At 67.3% G+C, this 15,740-nt stretch carries 12 protein-coding genes; 9 read left to right on the forward strand and 3 right to left on the reverse strand.

All coding sequences use genetic code 11. The features are described from left to right. Positions 1-9: 9 nt before the first annotated feature. The 7 genes from ACFOPO_RS17615 to ACFOPO_RS17645 all read left to right on the forward strand — a co-directional run bounded on the left by ACFOPO_RS17615 (position 10) and on the right by ACFOPO_RS17645 (position 8,044). Positions 10-1,551: a tryptophan halogenase family protein gene (locus tag ACFOPO_RS17615; protein ID WP_386704954.1), complete on the forward strand. Its 1,542-nt coding sequence runs from the start codon at positions 10-12 to the stop codon at positions 1,549-1,551. A 51-nt stretch (positions 1,552-1,602) separates the two neighbouring features. Continuing rightward, positions 1,603-2,310 carry a SapC family protein gene (locus ACFOPO_RS17620; RefSeq protein WP_386704956.1) on the forward strand — a complete coding sequence of 236 codons (708 nt, stop codon included), beginning with the start codon at positions 1,603-1,605 and terminating at the stop codon, positions 2,308-2,310. Further along, the gene (locus ACFOPO_RS17625; protein ID WP_386704957.1) at positions 2,294-3,313 is read left to right on the forward strand and encodes a cupin-like domain-containing protein; all 1,020 of its coding nucleotides are present in this window, start codon (positions 2,294-2,296) and stop codon (positions 3,311-3,313) included. Before ACFOPO_RS17620 ends, ACFOPO_RS17625 begins: the two co-directional genes overlap by 17 nt. Before the next feature lie 10 nt (positions 3,314-3,323). Further along, positions 3,324-4,850, forward strand: a complete 1,527-nt coding sequence (locus ACFOPO_RS17630) for a tryptophan halogenase family protein (RefSeq protein ID WP_386704958.1) — start codon at positions 3,324-3,326, stop codon at positions 4,848-4,850. 10 nt (positions 4,851-4,860) lie between these two features. Continuing rightward, positions 4,861-6,633: a cellulase family glycosylhydrolase gene (locus tag ACFOPO_RS17635; protein ID WP_386704959.1), complete on the forward strand. Its 1,773-nt coding sequence runs from the start codon at positions 4,861-4,863 to the stop codon at positions 6,631-6,633. 68 nt (positions 6,634-6,701) lie between these two features. Then, entirely contained in the window at positions 6,702-7,679 is a 978-nt protein-coding gene (gene glk / locus ACFOPO_RS17640; RefSeq protein WP_386704960.1) for a glucokinase, read from the forward strand. Between the two features lie 17 nt (positions 7,680-7,696). After that, the gene (locus ACFOPO_RS17645; RefSeq protein ID WP_386704961.1) at positions 7,697-8,044 is read left to right on the forward strand and encodes a gamma-glutamylcyclotransferase family protein; all 348 of its coding nucleotides are present in this window, start codon (positions 7,697-7,699) and stop codon (positions 8,042-8,044) included. Between the two features lie 12 nt (positions 8,045-8,056). On the opposite strand, the gene ACFOPO_RS17650 is transcribed toward ACFOPO_RS17645, so the two are convergent. The 3 genes from ACFOPO_RS17650 to ACFOPO_RS17660 are packed head-to-tail and all read right to left on the reverse strand — an operon-like array spanning position 8,057 to position 12,761. Further along, positions 8,057-9,361 carry an alpha/beta hydrolase gene (locus tag ACFOPO_RS17650; RefSeq protein WP_386704962.1) on the reverse strand — a complete coding sequence of 435 codons (1,305 nt, stop codon included), beginning with the start codon at positions 9,359-9,361 and terminating at the stop codon, positions 8,057-8,059. Next, positions 9,358-10,530, reverse strand: coding sequence for a T6SS phospholipase effector Tle1-like catalytic domain-containing protein (locus ACFOPO_RS17655; RefSeq protein WP_386704963.1), 1,173 nt, complete (start codon positions 10,528-10,530; stop codon positions 9,358-9,360). The genes ACFOPO_RS17650 and ACFOPO_RS17655 overlap by 4 nt, the downstream gene beginning before the upstream one ends. Beyond that, a complete protein-coding gene (locus ACFOPO_RS17660) occupies positions 10,527-12,761 on the reverse strand; it encodes a DNA/RNA non-specific endonuclease (protein ID WP_386704964.1) in 2,235 nt (744 codons plus the stop codon). The genes ACFOPO_RS17655 and ACFOPO_RS17660 overlap by 4 nt, the downstream gene beginning before the upstream one ends. A 197-nt stretch (positions 12,762-12,958) precedes the next feature. Here ACFOPO_RS17660 and ACFOPO_RS17665 point away from each other — a divergent pair, with 197 nt between their 5' ends. Both ACFOPO_RS17665 and xylB read left to right on the forward strand, forming a co-directional pair. Next, a complete protein-coding gene (locus ACFOPO_RS17665; RefSeq protein WP_386704965.1) occupies positions 12,959-14,026 on the forward strand; it encodes a phosphotriesterase in 1,068 nt (355 codons plus the stop codon). Positions 14,027-14,215: 189 nt separating this feature from the next. Continuing rightward, entirely contained in the window at positions 14,216-15,721 is a 1,506-nt protein-coding gene (xylB, locus tag ACFOPO_RS17670) for a xylulokinase (protein ID WP_386704966.1), read from the forward strand. The last annotated feature ends 19 nt before the right edge of the window (positions 15,722-15,740 follow it).

The following is a 15,740-nucleotide window of genomic DNA, read 5'->3' on the forward strand; positions in this document are numbered from 1 at the left end:
AGTCAAGCTGTGAAGCACGTTGTGATCCTTGGCGGCGGCTCGGCGGGCTGGCTGACCGCGGCGGTATTGGCCGCCGACCACCAGGCGGCCAGCGCCGGCGGCCTGAAAGTCACCCTGATCGAATCTCCCGACGTCGCCACGATTGGCGTAGGCGAAGGCACCTGGCCGACGATGCGCGACACGTTGCGCCGGACCGGCGTGACCGAGACCGATTTCATCCGCGAGTGCGATGCCGCCTTCAAGCAGGGCTCGAAGTTCGCGCGCTGGCGCGTCGATCGCGACGACGACTACTACTACCATCCGTTCGTGCTGCCGCAAGGCTACCTGGAGACGAATGTCGTCGCCGGATGGGCGAAGCATTCGCAGGTGCCGTTCGGCAAGCTGGTCAGCTTCCAGCCGCACCTGTGCGAGGCCGGCAAGGCACCCAAGCAGTTCTCCACGCCCGAGTGGGCGGCGGTGGCCAACTACGCTTACCACCTCGATGCCGGCAAGCTCGGCGTGTTCATGCGCAAGCATTGCATCGAGCGGCTCGGCGTGCGCCACGTCAGTGACCACATGACCGGCGTCAACGCGCACGACAACGGCGACATCGCTTCGCTGCAGACGCGCGATCACGGTGCCATCGAGGGCGACCTGTTCATCGACTGCACGGGCATGCGCGCGCTGTTGATCGGCCAGCACTACGGCATCGAGATCCAGTCGCAGAAGCACGTGCTGTTCAACGACCGTGCGATCGCCCTGCAGGTTCCGTACGCGGACCCGCGCCAGGAGATCGCCTGCCAGACCATCTCCACTGCGCAGAGCAGCGGCTGGGTCTGGGATATCGGCCTGCAGACGCGGCGCGGCGTCGGCCACGTCTACTCGAGCACGCATACCACCGACGAGGCAGCCGCCGACGAACTGCTGAAATACGTCAAGGCCACCGGCGGGCGCGAGCAGGACATCTACACGCTGCCGAAGATCACCATCCGTCCCGGCTACCGGCCCAAGTCCTGGCACCGCAACTGCGTCGCCATCGGCCTGTCGAGCGGCTTCATGGAACCGCTCGAGGCGTCCTCGCTGGTGCTGGTGGAACTGGCCGCCGGCATGCTCAGCGATCAGCTGCCGGCCACGCGCAGCGACATGGACATCGTTGCCAGGCGTTACAACGATTCGTTCCAGTACCGCTGGGAGCGGGTGGTCGATTTCCTCAAGCTGCATTACGTGCTGACCGGGCGCACCGACAGCGATTACTGGCGCGACAACTGCCGGCCCGAGTCGATCCCCGATCGCCTGAAGGAACTGCTGCAGCTGTGGCGCCACCAGCCGCCGTCGCGCCATGACCTGTACAGGATCGAGGAGGTGTTCCCCTCGGCCAGCTACCAGTACATCCTCTACGGCATGGGCTTCCACCCGGAGCAGCGGCCGACGACGCGGCGCATGGACGATCCCGCGCAGGCCGAAGGTTACTTCCGCGAGGCGGCCGAGTTGACCCGCAAGATGCTGGCCGCGCTGCCGGGGCATCGCGAAATGCTCGATCACGTCATGACGCGCGGGATGTCAAAGATCTAGCCGCCGCGCATAGGATAGGTACTCACGCGTTTGCCAGGACACACCAGGGCCATGCCGAACCACGTACTGCTCAACAACATCGACCACAAGTCCCTGCGCATCGATACCGGCCATGGCGCCGCGCTGGGCGACGATGTCATGTTCACGGTGACCTTCCCGGCGGAGTTCCGCAGCGTCCAGGCGCATTACCCGATCGTGTTCCACAAGGACGCGCAGGGCGAGTTGCAGCCGGTGGCCATGTTCGGCTTCAAGCAGGGCAGCAACCTCTTTCTTGACGGCGGGCGCTGGGATGCGACCTACGTGCCGCTCGCAATCGAGCGGCAGCCGTTCCTGATCGGCCGCGACGGCGAGCAGTTGATGGTCCACATCGACCTCGACCACCCGCGCGTGCGCAACGACCGCGGCGAGATGCTGTTCCGCGACCAGGGCGGCACCACCGACTACCTCGACCGCATCACCTCGGTGCTTATGACGCTGCACGATGGCCTGGGCGGCACGCCGGCCTTCATGGAGGCGATGCTGCGCCACGACCTGATCGAGTCGTTCACGCTCGACGTCGAGCTCGATGACGGTTCGCTCAATCGCCTGGTCGGCTTCTACACGATCAACGAGGAACGCCTGCGCGCGCTCGATGCCGCCGCGCTGGACGAGCTGCACCGCGCCGGCCACCTGGAGCCGGTGTACATGGTGGTCGCGTCGGTCTCGCGTTTCCGCGACCTCATCGCGCGGATGAACCGACGCCATGCTGCCGGGCACTAGCCCCATCGGCGAGCTCGCGGACGTCGATCCGCGTGCAATCCCGCCCGACCTGTTGCAATCGGGCAAACCGGTGGTGTTGCGCGGCCTCGTCGCAAGCTGGCCGATGGTGCAGGCAAGCCGCGGCCCGGCCGAAGCGTCGGTGGCCTACCTGCGCGGTTTCGAACGCGCCGATGGACCGCCGGTGGTCGCCACCGTGGGTCCGCCGGAAATCGGCGGGCGCTTCTTCTACAACGACGACCTGAGCGGCTTCAATTTCCGCCAGGAGCACGTACCGCTCGGTGTCGCCCTGAAGACGCTGCTGAAGTACGCGCAGCAGGACGCGTCGCCGGCGATCTACATCGGCTCGACCACGATCGACACTTGGCTGCCGGGCTTCCGCCAGCACAACGATCTGACGATCCTAGGCGCCGAGCCGCTGGCCAGCATCTGGATCGGCAACCGCACCCGCATCGCCGCGCACCAGGACGTGCCGGACAACCTGGCCTGCGTGGTCGCCGGCCGGCGCCGGGTGACGTTGTTCCCGCCCGACCAGCTGCCCAACCTCTACATCGGTCCGCTCGACCACACGCCGGCCGGCCAGCCGATCAGCCTGGTCGACTTCGCCGCGCCGGACTACGAGCGCTTCCCGCGCTTCCGCGAGGCGCAGGCGCACGCGCTGACGGCGGTGCTTGAGCCCGGCGACGCGGTGCTCATCCCGAGCCTGTGGTGGCACCACATGGAAGCGCTGGAAGACTTCAACGTGCTGGTCAACTACTGGTGGCGGCAGACGCCGGCGTGGATGGACACGCCGATGAACGCGCTGATGCTGGCCATCATGACCGTGCGCGACCTGCCGCCGGAGCAGCGCGCCAACTGGGAGGACGTGTTCCGGCACTACGTTTTCCAGCCCGGCGAAGCGACCGCCGACCACATACCCGAGAGCGCGCGCCGCGTGCTGTCGCCCCTCGATGAAACCCAGGCGCGCAGCTTGCGCGCGCGCCTGCTGCAACGACTCAACCGCTGAGGAACAGTGCATGACGAGCGCCCGCGACCTTCAAAACAAGCCGATCCGCCGCGTGGTCATCGCCGGTGGCGGCACCGCCGGCTGGATGGCGGCCGCGGCACTCTCGCGGACGCTGGGCAAGGTGCTCGACATCACCCTGATCGAGTCCGAGGAGATCGGCACGGTCGGCGTCGGCGAGGCCACCATCCCGACGCTGGTGACCTTCCACCGCCTGCTCGACATCAAGGAGCAGGAGTACATGTCGGCGGTGAAGGGCACGATCAAGCTCGGCATCTCGTTCGAGAACTGGCTCGACGAAGGCCACCGCTACATCCATTCCTTCGGCATCAGCGGCAAGGACCACTGGTCCGCCGGCTTCCAGCATTTCTGGATGCGTGGGCAGAAGCTCGGCATCGCCAGCGGCTACGAGGACTACTGCGTCGAGCTCAAGGCCGCGCTCGAGGACAAGTTCGCGCACCTGCCACGCGGCGGCATCAACTACGCCTACCACATGGATGCGAGCCTGTACGCGCGCTTCCTGCGCAAGCTCAGCCAGGACCACGGCGCGCGCCGCATCGAAGGCAAGATCGTCGAGGTCGAGACCGACGAGGCCTCGGGTTTCATCACCGCGCTCAAGCTCGCCGATGGCTCGACGGTCGAGGGCGACCTGTTCATCGATTGCACCGGCTTCCGCGCGCTGCTGATCGGCAAGACCCTCGGCGTCGGCTTCGAGGACTGGTCGCACTGGCTGTTCAATGACAGCGCCCTGGCCACGCAGACCCTGGCCGTGCGCGACGCGGTGCCCTATACGCGCGCCATCGCCGGCAAGTCCGGCTGGCAGTGGCGCATCCCGCTGCAGCACCGCGTCGGCAACGGCATCGTCTACTCCAGCAAGCACATGAGCGACGACGAAGCCAGGCACGAGTTCCTGTCGAGCGTGGAAGGCGAGATCATCAAGGACCCGTGGCCGGTCCGCTTCAAGCCAGGCCAGCGCAAGAAGAGCTGGGAGAAGAACTGCATCGCGCTCGGCCTGGCCGGCAGCTTCATCGAGCCGCTGGAGTCGACCACGATCCACCTGATCCAGCGCGGCATCGTCCACCTGCTGCGGATGTTCCCGCAGGTGGTCGCCCAGCCCGACATCGACCAGTACAACGCCACGCTCGATTCCGAGCTGCAGCACGTGCGCGACTTCGTGGTGATGCATTACCACCTGACCAACCGCCGCGACTCGCAGTACTGGCGCGACATCCAGGACATGGAGATCCCGGCGACGCTGAAGCACCGCATCGACCTGTTCCGCGAGACCGGCAAGGTGTTCCGCCAGGCCGAGGAACTGTTCGCCGAGAACTCGTGGGTGCAGGTGATGATGGGCCAGGGAGTCATGCCGAAGCAGTACCACCCGACGGCCGACGTGATGAGCGAGCCGGACCTGAAGCGGTTCCTAGACGACATCCGCCGCAACGTCGACAGCACCGTCAAGGCGTTGCCGCAGCACCAGGCTTACATCGACCAGTACTGCCCGGGCCCGCGCGAGCCGGCGCCGGTCAGCGCCGGCTGAGGCAGCGCACATGCACGCGACGAACGAGGCCGGTGGCAAGCGCCGCCGGCCCAGGGCAGGGGCGGGCCGCCTGGCGGCCGCGGCGCTCGTTGCCTGCTTCGCGTTGGTCGCATTTCCGGCCACTGCAGGCGGTTTCCTTCGCGCGCAGGGCAAGCAGATCGTCGACGAGCAGGGCAACGTGGTGCTCCTGCGCGGCATCGGCCTGGGCGGCTGGATGTTGCAGGAAGGCTACATGCTGGAAGTGCAGGGCAACGGCACGCAGCGTTCGATCCGCGCCCGCATCAGCGACCTGATCGGCCCTGACAAGTCCGAGGCGTTCTACCAGGCCTGGCGCGACAACCACGTCACCAAGGCCGACATCGACGCGCTGGCAGCCTGGGGCTTCAACTCGGTGCGGCTGCCGATGCATTACGAGCTGTACACGCCGCCGGTGTCGGAAGAACCGGTGCGCGGCCAGCAGACCTGGCGCGAGGAAGGCTTCCGCCGCACCGACGAGCTGCTGTCGTGGGTGAAGGCCAACGGCATGTACCTGGTGCTGGACCTGCATGCGGCGCCGGGCGGACAGGGCAACGACCTCAACATCTCCGACCGCGACCCGGCGATGCCGTCGCTGTGGGACGACGCGGCCAACCGCGACAAGATGGTGGCGCTGTGGCGGATGCTGGCCGAGCGCTACAAGGACGAGCCGGCGATCGCCGCCTACGACATCATCAACGAACCCAACTGGGGTTTCGCCGACGCCACCGACAAGCACGGCTGCAGCGAGAACGGCAACGCGCCGCTGCGCGAGCTGCTGGTGCGGACCACGCAGGCGATCCGCGAAGTCGATCGCCGCCACATCGTCGTGATCGAGGGCAACTGCTGGGGCAACAATTACCGCGGCGTGCTGGATGCGGGCCCCTGGGACGACAACCTGGTGGTCAGCTTCCACAAGTACTGGAACGGCACCGGCCGCGACACCCTCAAGGATCAACTGGCGCTGCGCGAGCGCTGGAACATGCCGCTGTGGCTCGGCGAAACCGGCGAGAACTCCAACGACTGGTTCACGCGCACCATGGCAACGGTCGAGGCCGAGGGCATCGGCTGGGCGATCTGGCCGCTGAAGAAGATCCGCTACAACAATCCGTTGCAGGTCCAGCCGAACCCCGGCTACGCCAAGGTGCTGGCGTACTGGCGTGGCGAGGGCGCCAAACCGGCGCCGGCCGAGGCCGAAGCGGCGCTGATGATGCTGGCCACGCACGACATCCGCCATGAGAACAACATCGTGCACCCGGACGTCGTCGATGCCCTGCTGCGCGCACCCGGCGACGATCGCAGCGTGCCGTTCAAGGATCACCGGATTGGTGCGGGTGGCGGCACGATCGCGGCCGTCGACTTCGACATGGGCCGCAATGGCATTGCCTATCGTGACCTCACGTCGGCAAACGAAAGCGGCAAGCCGGACACCGGCTGGAATCCATCGAAGACGTATCGCAACGACGGCGTCGACCTGGCCGACGGCGCGGACGGCCTGCAGGTTGCCGACATGCAGCCTGGCGAGTGGTTGAAGTACACCTTCACGGTGGCCAGCGCCGGCCGCTATCCACTGCAGTTGAACGGCAGCCGTGGCGACGCCCGCGTCTCCGTCAATGGCGTCGACGCCGGCAAGGCCACGACCGCACGGCCGCGCGAAGTGACGTTGCTCGAAGGCCGCAACACGCTCGTGATCGAAGCCATCAGCGCCGGCATCGACCTGCAGTCCCTACAGTTCAGGCCGCTTACCACGGCATCGGAGCGCAAGTGAGCAACGCAGCAGGTCGCTTGCGTGATAGCGCAAGCGCTCGACATGTCGCAAGACGGGCAGGGACGCGCGTGCTGGTCAGCGACATCGGCGGCACCAATGCGCGCTTCGGCCTGGCGGAGGCCGGCAGCCATGGCGTGCTGGTCGAGGGCAGTGTCCGCGAGTTCCCGGTGGCCGGATTCGCTTCGCTCAGCGAGGCCGCTGCCAGTTACCTGGAGATGCAGGGCGAGCACGTCGACACCGCGGTCTTCGCCGTGGCGGGACGCATCCTCGGCGACGAAGTGCGCATCACCAACCACCCGTGGGTGATATCTCGTCAGCAGACCGAACGCGCACTCGGTGTCGGCCACGTCGCGCTGATCAACGACTTCGCCGCCCAGGCGATGGCGATCACCTGCCTGCAGCGCGACGATGTCGTCGCGATCGGGCCGCAACCCTGGCGCCCGTTCGATGCGCGCGAGCCGCGCACCTTCGCCGTGATCGGACCGGGCACCGGGCTCGGTGTCGGCGGACTGCTGGTGCGCAACGGCAGGTGCTACCCACTGGAAACCGAAGGTGGCCATGCCGGCTTCGCGCCGGTGACCATCGAGGACCTGCGCCTGTTGGAATGCCTGATCGGCCGGTTCGGCCGCGTATCGTGCGAGCGCCTCGTGTCTGGCCCTGGCCTCGTCAACCTGCACGATGCCGTCTGCGAGATCCACGGCCTGCCGCAACAGGCGCTGGCACCGTCGGCGATCACCGCCAGGGCAGCGGCGGGCGATGCCACCTGCCAGCAGGCGATCGACGTGTTCTGCGCGGCGTTCGGCTCCATGGCCGGCGACCTGGTGTTGATGCACGGCGCCTGGGACGGCGTGTTCCTCGCCGGCGGCCTGGTACCGAAGATGCTGCCCGCGCTGCAGGCGTCGGCGTTCCGCGAGCGGTTCGAGAGCAAGGGCCGCTTCTCGTCGGCGCTGGCCGAGGTGCCTTCGCTGGCCATCGTCCATCCCAGTTCGGGGCTGCTCGGCGCGGCCGCGCACGCGGCGCAGCTGCTGCAGTCGCCCAACGGCTGAGCGTTATAGTTGCGGCCATGATCGAGCGACTCTTCGTCTACGGATCGCTGGCGCCGGGGCAGGCCAATGCCCACGTGCTGGCCGACGTGCCCGGCACGTGGCAGCCAGCCACCGTTCGCGGAAAGTTGTTCTCCGAAGGCTGGGGTGCGGCGATCGGTTATCCGGGGATCATCCCGGATGAATCTGGCGACGAGGTGCCGGGGCTGGTGTTCTCGTCCGAAGAACTGAGTCGGCACTGGCCGCGGCTGGATGAATTCGAAGGTGAGGGGTACGAGCGCGTGCAGATCAAGGCCACGCTCGAGGACGGCACGCCGGTGGATGCGAACGTATATGCGTTGCATGATCGCAACGTGCCTGACGTTTGAGCGAGTCCGCCGTCAGCCATCGCAACCCGGCTTTTCCCGCCACGACTGCACGGCGACAAACCGATAGAGGAACTGGCTGAAGCGGTCGCCCCAGATGCCGTTGTGGGCATCGATGATGCCGGGGTCGACGCTGACGATGTAGAACGGGTTGTGCCGCTGGCCCTCGGTCTGCATCGCCGGCCGGCGGCTCAGTGCCAGGTCGCCGAGCGACCAGACGTCGGTCGTGCCGGCCTGGTAAGCCTGCCAGGCGCAACCGTAGTCGGACCACGTCGACAACTGCAGCAGTGACTGCGTGTCGTTGCCGGCGGCCCGGGTCAGGTTGAGGTCGTGGGTCTGGAACGGCACGTAGTGGCCCAGCGCGGTGCGGTTCTCGCGGCGCTGCTCGTCCGACACGTGGCTCTGGAACAGCGTGCCAAGGGTGCGTCCGACCGGGAACGCATTGCCGGTCGCCGTATCGTTGGTGGAGGTGAATACCGCGAATATCGGCCGCTGCGAATCCGGATGGGTCATCGCGGCGGCGCGGCGATTGAGCGCGTGGAAGCGCGCGGCCTCGAACGCCGGGTTGACCAGGACGATCAGGTCGGCGGCATTGCGCGCCACGCTGCCGCGGTTGAGGAACTCGGTGTCGCGCATTAGCTGCTGCTGCACCGCCGTGTAGATGAGCGCGCCGCCGAAACTGTGTCCGACGATGATCATCCGGCCCAGGTCATCGCCGCCGTCGATCTTCTTCAGCTCGGCGAGGACTTCCATCGCGCCATCGGAACCGACCCGGTGCGCGCGGCTTTTCCGCGTCCAGAACGACAGCTCCTTGAACGGCTCCACCGAGGCGGACAATCCACGCCAGCCCATGAACACGCCGACCACGTGCCGATCGGCGCACGAGTGGCCCGCGCAGGCCTTCTCGTCCTCGGCGGCGATGCGCTGGACGAGCTTGCCGAAGTCGGCGACGTTGCTGTCGGAGGCCGATGCGTTGTGCTTCCATCCGTGCGCGAACACGACGATCAGCAGCGGGTGTGCGTCGGCCTCCGCGCGGACGTGCGAAATCAGCGCGTCCTTGAGCGCCCGGTCCCTGAGCTGGCCCTGGTCGTCGAACTCAACGAAGCCCAGGCTGACCGGATTGCGTGGCGCCGGGCCCGGGCTGTTGGCCGGCGGGAGGCGCTGCCAGACATCGCTTTCGCAGGTGCCGGACGCGAAATCGCAGGCTTCGCCCACGGGCGCCACGCGCGTCCGGTATGCAGCATTGGGCGCGCACCCGCAGGTCGCGACCGCCGCCGCCAGCAACGCGATCGTGCATCCGGCACGTACGACGGCCCTCATGGCGACGAAGGCAACGGGGCCGTGGCAGCGATCCGGGTGTCGACGTTTCCGGGGCACAACAGCTGCTCGGACATGTCCACGCGCACGTCGGCGGGAAGGTTGGTGGGACGGTAGTTCGCCTGCGCCGACGCCTGGCGTTGCACGACAGCCGGATGCACCCACGAACCGGCCGGCATGAAGCGGCGCCGTGCGAGGTTGAAGCGCAGGCGCCTGCGGAAATTCCGGCGCGGGTCGCGGAACCATTTCGGCAGGATCTCCGCCAGCCACCAGATGCCGTGCAGCGAGCGATGGATTGGCGCCAGTGGATCCGGCGCGACCGGCCCGTCGGCGTGCGTCGTCCGCGGAAGCAGGCGCTGTTGCGCCACGGGATCAACGAGCAGTCCGGCCGACTGCGCGTGGCAGGCCATCCATTGCAGTGCCAGCTGGGCGAGCCCGGCTTCGTGCTCCGGGTACGAGCCGCCGATATCGGAGTGCACGCCGGGAAACCAGGTCTGCCTCACGTCCTGGTCAGCCGCCGAATCGTTCCACAGGTTGGTGCGGTAGAACGCCCGACGCTCGTCGATCGACACGGCATGCCTGACGATGGCGACGCTGGGGTTGTCGCGCGTGTAGGGCAGGACTTTCGGATTCCACACCCAGCCGACCGAGCTGACCGTGTCCCACAGTCCCAGGAAGTGGACGGGGCAGGGCCGCGAGAACGTGTCGCGGAAACCGTGGATCACCGAGGACCGGTTCTCCTTCTTGAAGATGTCGACGGCATACGGCACCAGGTCGCGCAGCTCCGGTCGCAGCAGGCCGACCTTGTGCACCATGCCGGCCAGCGCACGCGCGGCGTAGGCGCCACGGCTGAAGCCGAAGATGTACACACGGTCGCCTGGCCGATAATTCCGCTGCAGGAAACCGTAGGACTCGGCCAGCGTGGTGGCGAGGCCATAGCCGAACGCGAGCCCCATCACGCGGGTGAGCCATTTGCTGGCGCGCGTCCACGCGCCCTGCGCGCTGAAGGTGCCGACGCCAGGGTCGTAGTAGGCGATCTGCTGGTGCGGGTCGTGATCCAGCATGGCGTAGATCTTCACCACGTTGGTGTTGGCACTGCCGTAGGCATTGCCCGTGCCGTCCAGGCAGACCACCAGGTTGCGACTTCCGATGTGGTGGAGTTCCGTGTTCATCGCAGGACGATGTCCTCCAGTGTGGTGATGCTGACGCCCTTGTCGTCGCGCAGGCTCTCGTTGGCGCCACCGCGGCGCAGGACGTCCGCGGCCAGGACCGAGTCGTCGAACTGGACGCCGGTCTTGCGGGTGATCTCGGCAACCGGCACCTGGTAGATCTCGTACTCGCTCATGTCCATGCGTTCAAAACCCAGTCGTTCGATGGCCTCGGTCTGGTCGAAGATGAAGCCGTAGGCCAGCGGCTCGGAGCCGTCGTCCTTGTTCGACACGCACATGACGATCTTCCAGAACTTCATCGGCACCTTGATCAGGTTGTCGTCATCGTAGCCGTGCCGGGGGTCGCGCAGCCCGAGCACGGGCCCGGCGAACACGCACACGCGGCCGTCGAGCGCCTTGGCTTCGCGCTGGATGTGTTCCTCGAACTTGCCCCAGATACCGTGTTCGCCGGACTGGTTGAACGCCTGGCTCTGCGGCGTGCAGTTGGTCCAGTGGTAGGTGTCGGAATTGGCGAACTCCGCCTCCTTGGCCGTGCTGCCCCAGCACGCGTCCTCGCGACGGACAATATGCCCCCGGTCGATCTTCGTGGCCGGGCGATAGAAGTCGACGTCCTCGATCTGCAGGCCGGGTGCCTGCAGCGCCACGCGCGGATCAAGGCGCCAGTCCTCGCCGCCGTATTCCTTCCGGGGCTTGGTGCGCTTCCTCGCGGCGGCGCTGTAGTCGACGTTGCTGGCGGCCCAGATCAACAGGCGCCGCGGTTCGTGCATCACCAGCGAGTAGTGGTAGTACTTCAGCACCCACGGGCTGCCGTTCTTCTTCTTGAGTGCCTTCGCCTCCAGCGCCGCGCTCAGCTGCGGCGCCGGGATCCGCCACCCACGCAGGAAGGTGGTGTCGTAGCCGAGCGCATCGCGCGAGGCGTAGTTCTCGTCGAAGCGCAGCTTCTTCTCGAAGAACTCCGTTGCCGCCGCCACGGCTGCGGCCACGGCCGGTGCCGGCGACGCGGCGGGCGTGACGGCAACGACCGGCGCCGCGGCGGGAATGGCGACGGCAGGCGCTGCGGCACCGCCACCGCCCATGTAGATGGTCACCGGACCGGAAAACTGGAAGGTGTGGCTGGCCATGGGAGTGCCCCCGGGCGATGCGAGTACTTCGGGCTGGATCAGCGGACTGCCCGTTGCGACCAGGCAGAGCGTGTCGAACGTGCTCTCGATGATCCGCTGCAGTATCGCGTTCGGCTCGGTGCCATCCACGCGCTGCTGCTTGAACGAATCCACCATCGCGCTGACGCGAACGCCTTCGTTGGCGATCCAGATCAGCTCGTCGTCGTCGACCTCGGCGCTGGTCGGCACGATCTCGCCGTTGCGCTTGACCAGCTTGCCGTCCTGCATCTGCGGGACGCCGCAGTGGTGCAGGCCGATCACTTCCCACCACTGGCTGAAGACCGGCGATCCGCTGGATCCTTCGAGGGTGTCGGTCTCGTACAGCAGGAAGCCGTCGTCGCGCAGGTCCAGCAGCAGGTTGTTGACCGTGGCGTACTGCTTCGGCCGTCCTTCCGGGTGCTGGATGATGTTGACCGTGCCGCCCTTCTCGATCTTGCCCTTGGCGCCGATCAGCGGCAGGTACTGGAACTGGTCGAGCGATGCCTCCGTCAACGACCGTGGCTTGACCGCCACGAGCGCGTAGTCGAGTTCGCGGTTGCTGATGAAGAACCGGTCCGGATCGAGTTCGAATATCAGGCCCGATCGCACGCCCTGTTCGATCCGTTCGAACAGGAACTGCGCACCGCAGTTGTAAGCGTCGCTGGGCTTCTGGAAGACGTGGTAGTTGGTCAGGATCACGTCCTTGGCGACCAGGAAGGCGGTGGCGAAGCCCTTGGGCTCGATGCCGTTGCCACCCAGCGATACCAGCCGGGCCACGGGTCGACCGGCTTTGAGCGCCTGCTCGTTGGGCGGAAGGTCGGCGAAGTCGAGCGTCGCGCCGACCTGTCGCTCCGCGGCAATGCGGATGCCGCGGTAGGCGGCGCTCTCGAACACCTGCCGCATTCGCTGGCGTTCCTCGAATCGCGACTTCTGCACCGGCGTGCTGACGGCAACGGCCGGTCGCGGTATCGAACCGTCGATGTTGCGAACGGCCGATTCGAGTGGCCGCTTGGCGACCGCGAAGTTCTCCCAGCGGCCGTAGGCTTCGGTCCAGAGCCCGCGACGCTTGCACTGGACCTCCTTGACTCGCTCCATGTCACCCTCCATGAGGTCCTGCCCTCTATCAGGAGACGTCGCGGCGCGGTTCACGCGGTCACCGGAGGCCTGAGCCCGCGCTAAGCACCACTTGCGGGGCCGGTAAGGCGCCCTTGCGGATGCCGATCCCGATCGCGATCCCGATCGCGAACTGGCGATAAGATCGCGATGCCTCAGTCCTGAAGGGATGCCACGCGATGCAACGCAGGGAATTTCTCGGCGCCTTGGCGGCATCGTCGCTCGCCTGGGGCTTGCCCGGCTGCGCCGGTATCGACGGCGGGGCCGGCAAGGCGGGCGCAACCGTGATGACCGTGAACGGTTCGATCCCGGCCGCGGACATGGGCATGACGCTGGCGCATGAGCACCTGTTCGCCGACCTGCGCCCCTATGCGGAGCAGATGACGAGCCCCCTCGCGGTCGACAGGGATGAAGTGGTGGAGGTGGTGCTGCCCTATCTGCGGGAGATACAGCGACAGGGCTGTCGCACGCTGGTCGACTGCACTGCCACGACGCTCGGACGCGATCCGGTGCTGATAAGACGGCTGTCGCAGGCCAGTGGCCTGCAGATGCTGACCGTCACCGGCGCCTACGTCGCGGCTGGCGGTCGCTTCGTGCCGCCCTATGTGCAGAGCGAAACCGCCGACCAGCTGGCACAACGGTGGATCGCCGAATGGCGCGATGGCATCGGCGATACGGGCATCCGCCCGGGCCTGATCAAACTCGGAATCGAGGGCGACCTGCCCAGCGACACCGAACGCAAAGTGCTCCGTGCCGCCGCCGATGCGCAGCTGGAGACGGGGCTTGTCATCGCCTCGCACACGGGGCCGTGGGCCGACGTCGCGCCGGGCCGCAATGGGCGGTGCGCCTTCGCCCAACTCGACCTGCTGCAGGGCGCCGGCGTCGACCCGTCGGCCTGGATCTGGGTGCATGCGCAGAACGAGGCGCAGGGCAGCCAGCATGTCGAGGCAGCGCGTCGTGGCGCCTGGGTGTCGTTTGATGGCTTCCGGCCGGGGCAGGAGGCGGCCTATCTGGCGATGATCGGCCGCATGCGCGACGAAGGCCTGCTCGACCGCGTGCTCGTGTCGCAGGACGCAGGCTGGTACAACGCCGCCCAGCCACGGGGCGGCGAGTTCAAACCCTACCTGCCGCTGTTCACGGCCTTGATCCCGGCGCTGCGGGAGGGCGGTTTCGACGAGGCGCAGATCGGCAAGATCTTCGTCGACAACCCGTCGCATGCCTTCGCGGTGCGGAAGATACGGTCCTGAGGTTTGTCGTAAGTGCTTGTCTGCAAAGGCATTCCGCATTGCAGCAAGCCATTTTGCGCAACGCTGGGTAGAGTTCCCCCATCCGTCCCGGGACCCCCTTTTGACTATGACTCGGCTGGCCAGCATCACCGGTGATGTTTTTTTATGCGTCCGGAGTGGTAGCGCTAACTTTTTTTCTGGAAGGTCCGCATGAGCCTGTTCGTCGGTCTCGACGTTGGTACCCAGAGCGTCAAGCTCGTTGCCTACGATCCGCAGGCGCGCAAAGTCGTGGCGACGCATGGCCATGCACTGGAACTCATCGCTGGCGATGACGGCAGCCGCGAGCAGCACGCACAGTGGTGGATCGACGCCATCCGCGCCTGCTTCGCCCGCATGGAGCCCGCGCAACGCGCACGCGTGAGCGCGATCGGTGTGTCCGGGCAGCAGCACGGTTTCGTACCGGTCGATGCCGCCGGCGACGTGCTCGCGCCGGCCAAGCTGTGGTGCGACACCAGCACCACGGTCGAGTGCGACGAGATCATGGCCGCCGCCGGTGGCGCCAAGGGCTGCATCGCGCTGGCGGGCAATCCCATCCTTGCCGGCTACACCGCATCGAAGCTGCCGTGGACGCGCAAGCACCGGCCCGAGGTCTACTCGCGCCTGGCCGCGATCATGCTGCCGCACGACTACGTCAACTTCTGGCTCACCGGCGAACGCTGGATGGAATACGGCGACGCTTCCGGCACCGGCTGGCTCGACGTGCGCACGCGCCGCTGGTCGCCGCGCATGCTTGCCGCGACCGATGCGCAGCGTGACCTGTCGGCCCTGCTGCCGCCGCTGGTCGAAGCCGATGCCAGCTTCACCCTCTCCGCATCGATCGCCAACGAACTGGGCCTGCCGCAGGGCGTGCGCGTGGCCGCCGGCGGCGGCGACAACATGATGGCGGCGATAGGCACCGGCAACGTCGCCTCCGGCGTGCTGAGCATGAGCCTGGGCACCTCCGGCACGCTGTTCGCGCATGCCGACCACCCGGTCGTCGATGACGCCGGTGGCTGGGCCGCGTTCTGCTCGTCCACCGGCGGCTGGCTGCCGCTCATCTGCACGATGAACTGCACCGTCGCCACCGAAAGCGTCGCCCGCATGTTCGGCTTCAGCAGCCGCGACGGCGATGCCGTGATGGCCGACACCGCGCCGGGCGCGGGCGGGCTGGTGATGCTGCCGTTCCTCAATGGCGAGCGCACGCCGGACCTGCCGCACGCACGCGGTTCGCTGCACGGCATGGACTCGACCAACCTCACCCGCGGCAATGTCTACCGCGCGGCAATGGAAGGCGCGACCTATGCACTTCGCTACGGCTACGACGCACTGACCGCGGCCGGCCTGCAGTTCGACGCGATCCGCCTCACCGGTGGTGGCAGCCAGAGCGCCGCGTGGCGGCAGATGGTGGCCGATGTGTTCGAGCTGCCCGTCGCCGTGCCCGAGCAAAGCGAGGGCGCCGCGTTCGGCGCCGCGCTGCAGGCGGTCTGGGCACACGGCCGCGCCAATGGCGGCGGCGACGACATCGCCACGATCGCGCGCGAGCACGTCGGCACCGACGCGGCTTCGGTCGCGCGCCCGGACGGCAATGCCGCTTCCGCCTACCGCTCGCATTACCGCCAGTTCCGCCGCCACCTCGATGCGGCCATGCAGTCCCACGCCCACTCCAACAACCCCTGACGCCAGCCGGGCCTGCAGC

It is taken from the genome of Lysobacter sp. GCM10012299, assembly GCF_042649405.1.
GTDB lineage: Bacteria > Pseudomonadota > Gammaproteobacteria > Xanthomonadales > Xanthomonadaceae > Lysobacter_J.

Excerpts from the sequence above, each read along its gene's own strand:
- ACFOPO_RS17620 (WP_386704956.1), top strand. The coding sequence starts at position 1,603 with ATGCCGAACCACGTACTGCTCAACAACATCGACCACAAGTCCCTGCGC.
- ACFOPO_RS17625 (WP_386704957.1), top strand. The coding sequence starts at position 2,294 with ATGCTGCCGGGCACTAGCCCCATCGGCGAGCTCGCGGACGTCGATCCG.
- ACFOPO_RS17630 (WP_386704958.1), top strand. The coding sequence starts at position 3,324 with ATGACGAGCGCCCGCGACCTTCAAAACAAGCCGATCCGCCGCGTGGTC.
- ACFOPO_RS17635 (WP_386704959.1), top strand. The coding sequence starts at position 4,861 with ATGCACGCGACGAACGAGGCCGGTGGCAAGCGCCGCCGGCCCAGGGCA.
- ACFOPO_RS17645 (WP_386704961.1), top strand. The coding sequence starts at position 7,697 with ATGATCGAGCGACTCTTCGTCTACGGATCGCTGGCGCCGGGGCAGGCC.
- ACFOPO_RS17650 (WP_386704962.1), bottom strand. The coding sequence starts at position 9,361 with ATGAGGGCCGTCGTACGTGCCGGATGCACGATCGCGTTGCTGGCGGCG.
- ACFOPO_RS17655 (WP_386704963.1), bottom strand. The coding sequence starts at position 10,530 with ATGAACACGGAACTCCACCACATCGGAAGTCGCAACCTGGTGGTCTGC.
- ACFOPO_RS17660 (WP_386704964.1), bottom strand. The coding sequence starts at position 12,761 with ATGGAGCGAGTCAAGGAGGTCCAGTGCAAGCGTCGCGGGCTCTGGACC.
- ACFOPO_RS17665 (WP_386704965.1), top strand. The coding sequence starts at position 12,959 with ATGCAACGCAGGGAATTTCTCGGCGCCTTGGCGGCATCGTCGCTCGCC.
- xylB (WP_386704966.1), top strand. The coding sequence starts at position 14,216 with ATGAGCCTGTTCGTCGGTCTCGACGTTGGTACCCAGAGCGTCAAGCTC.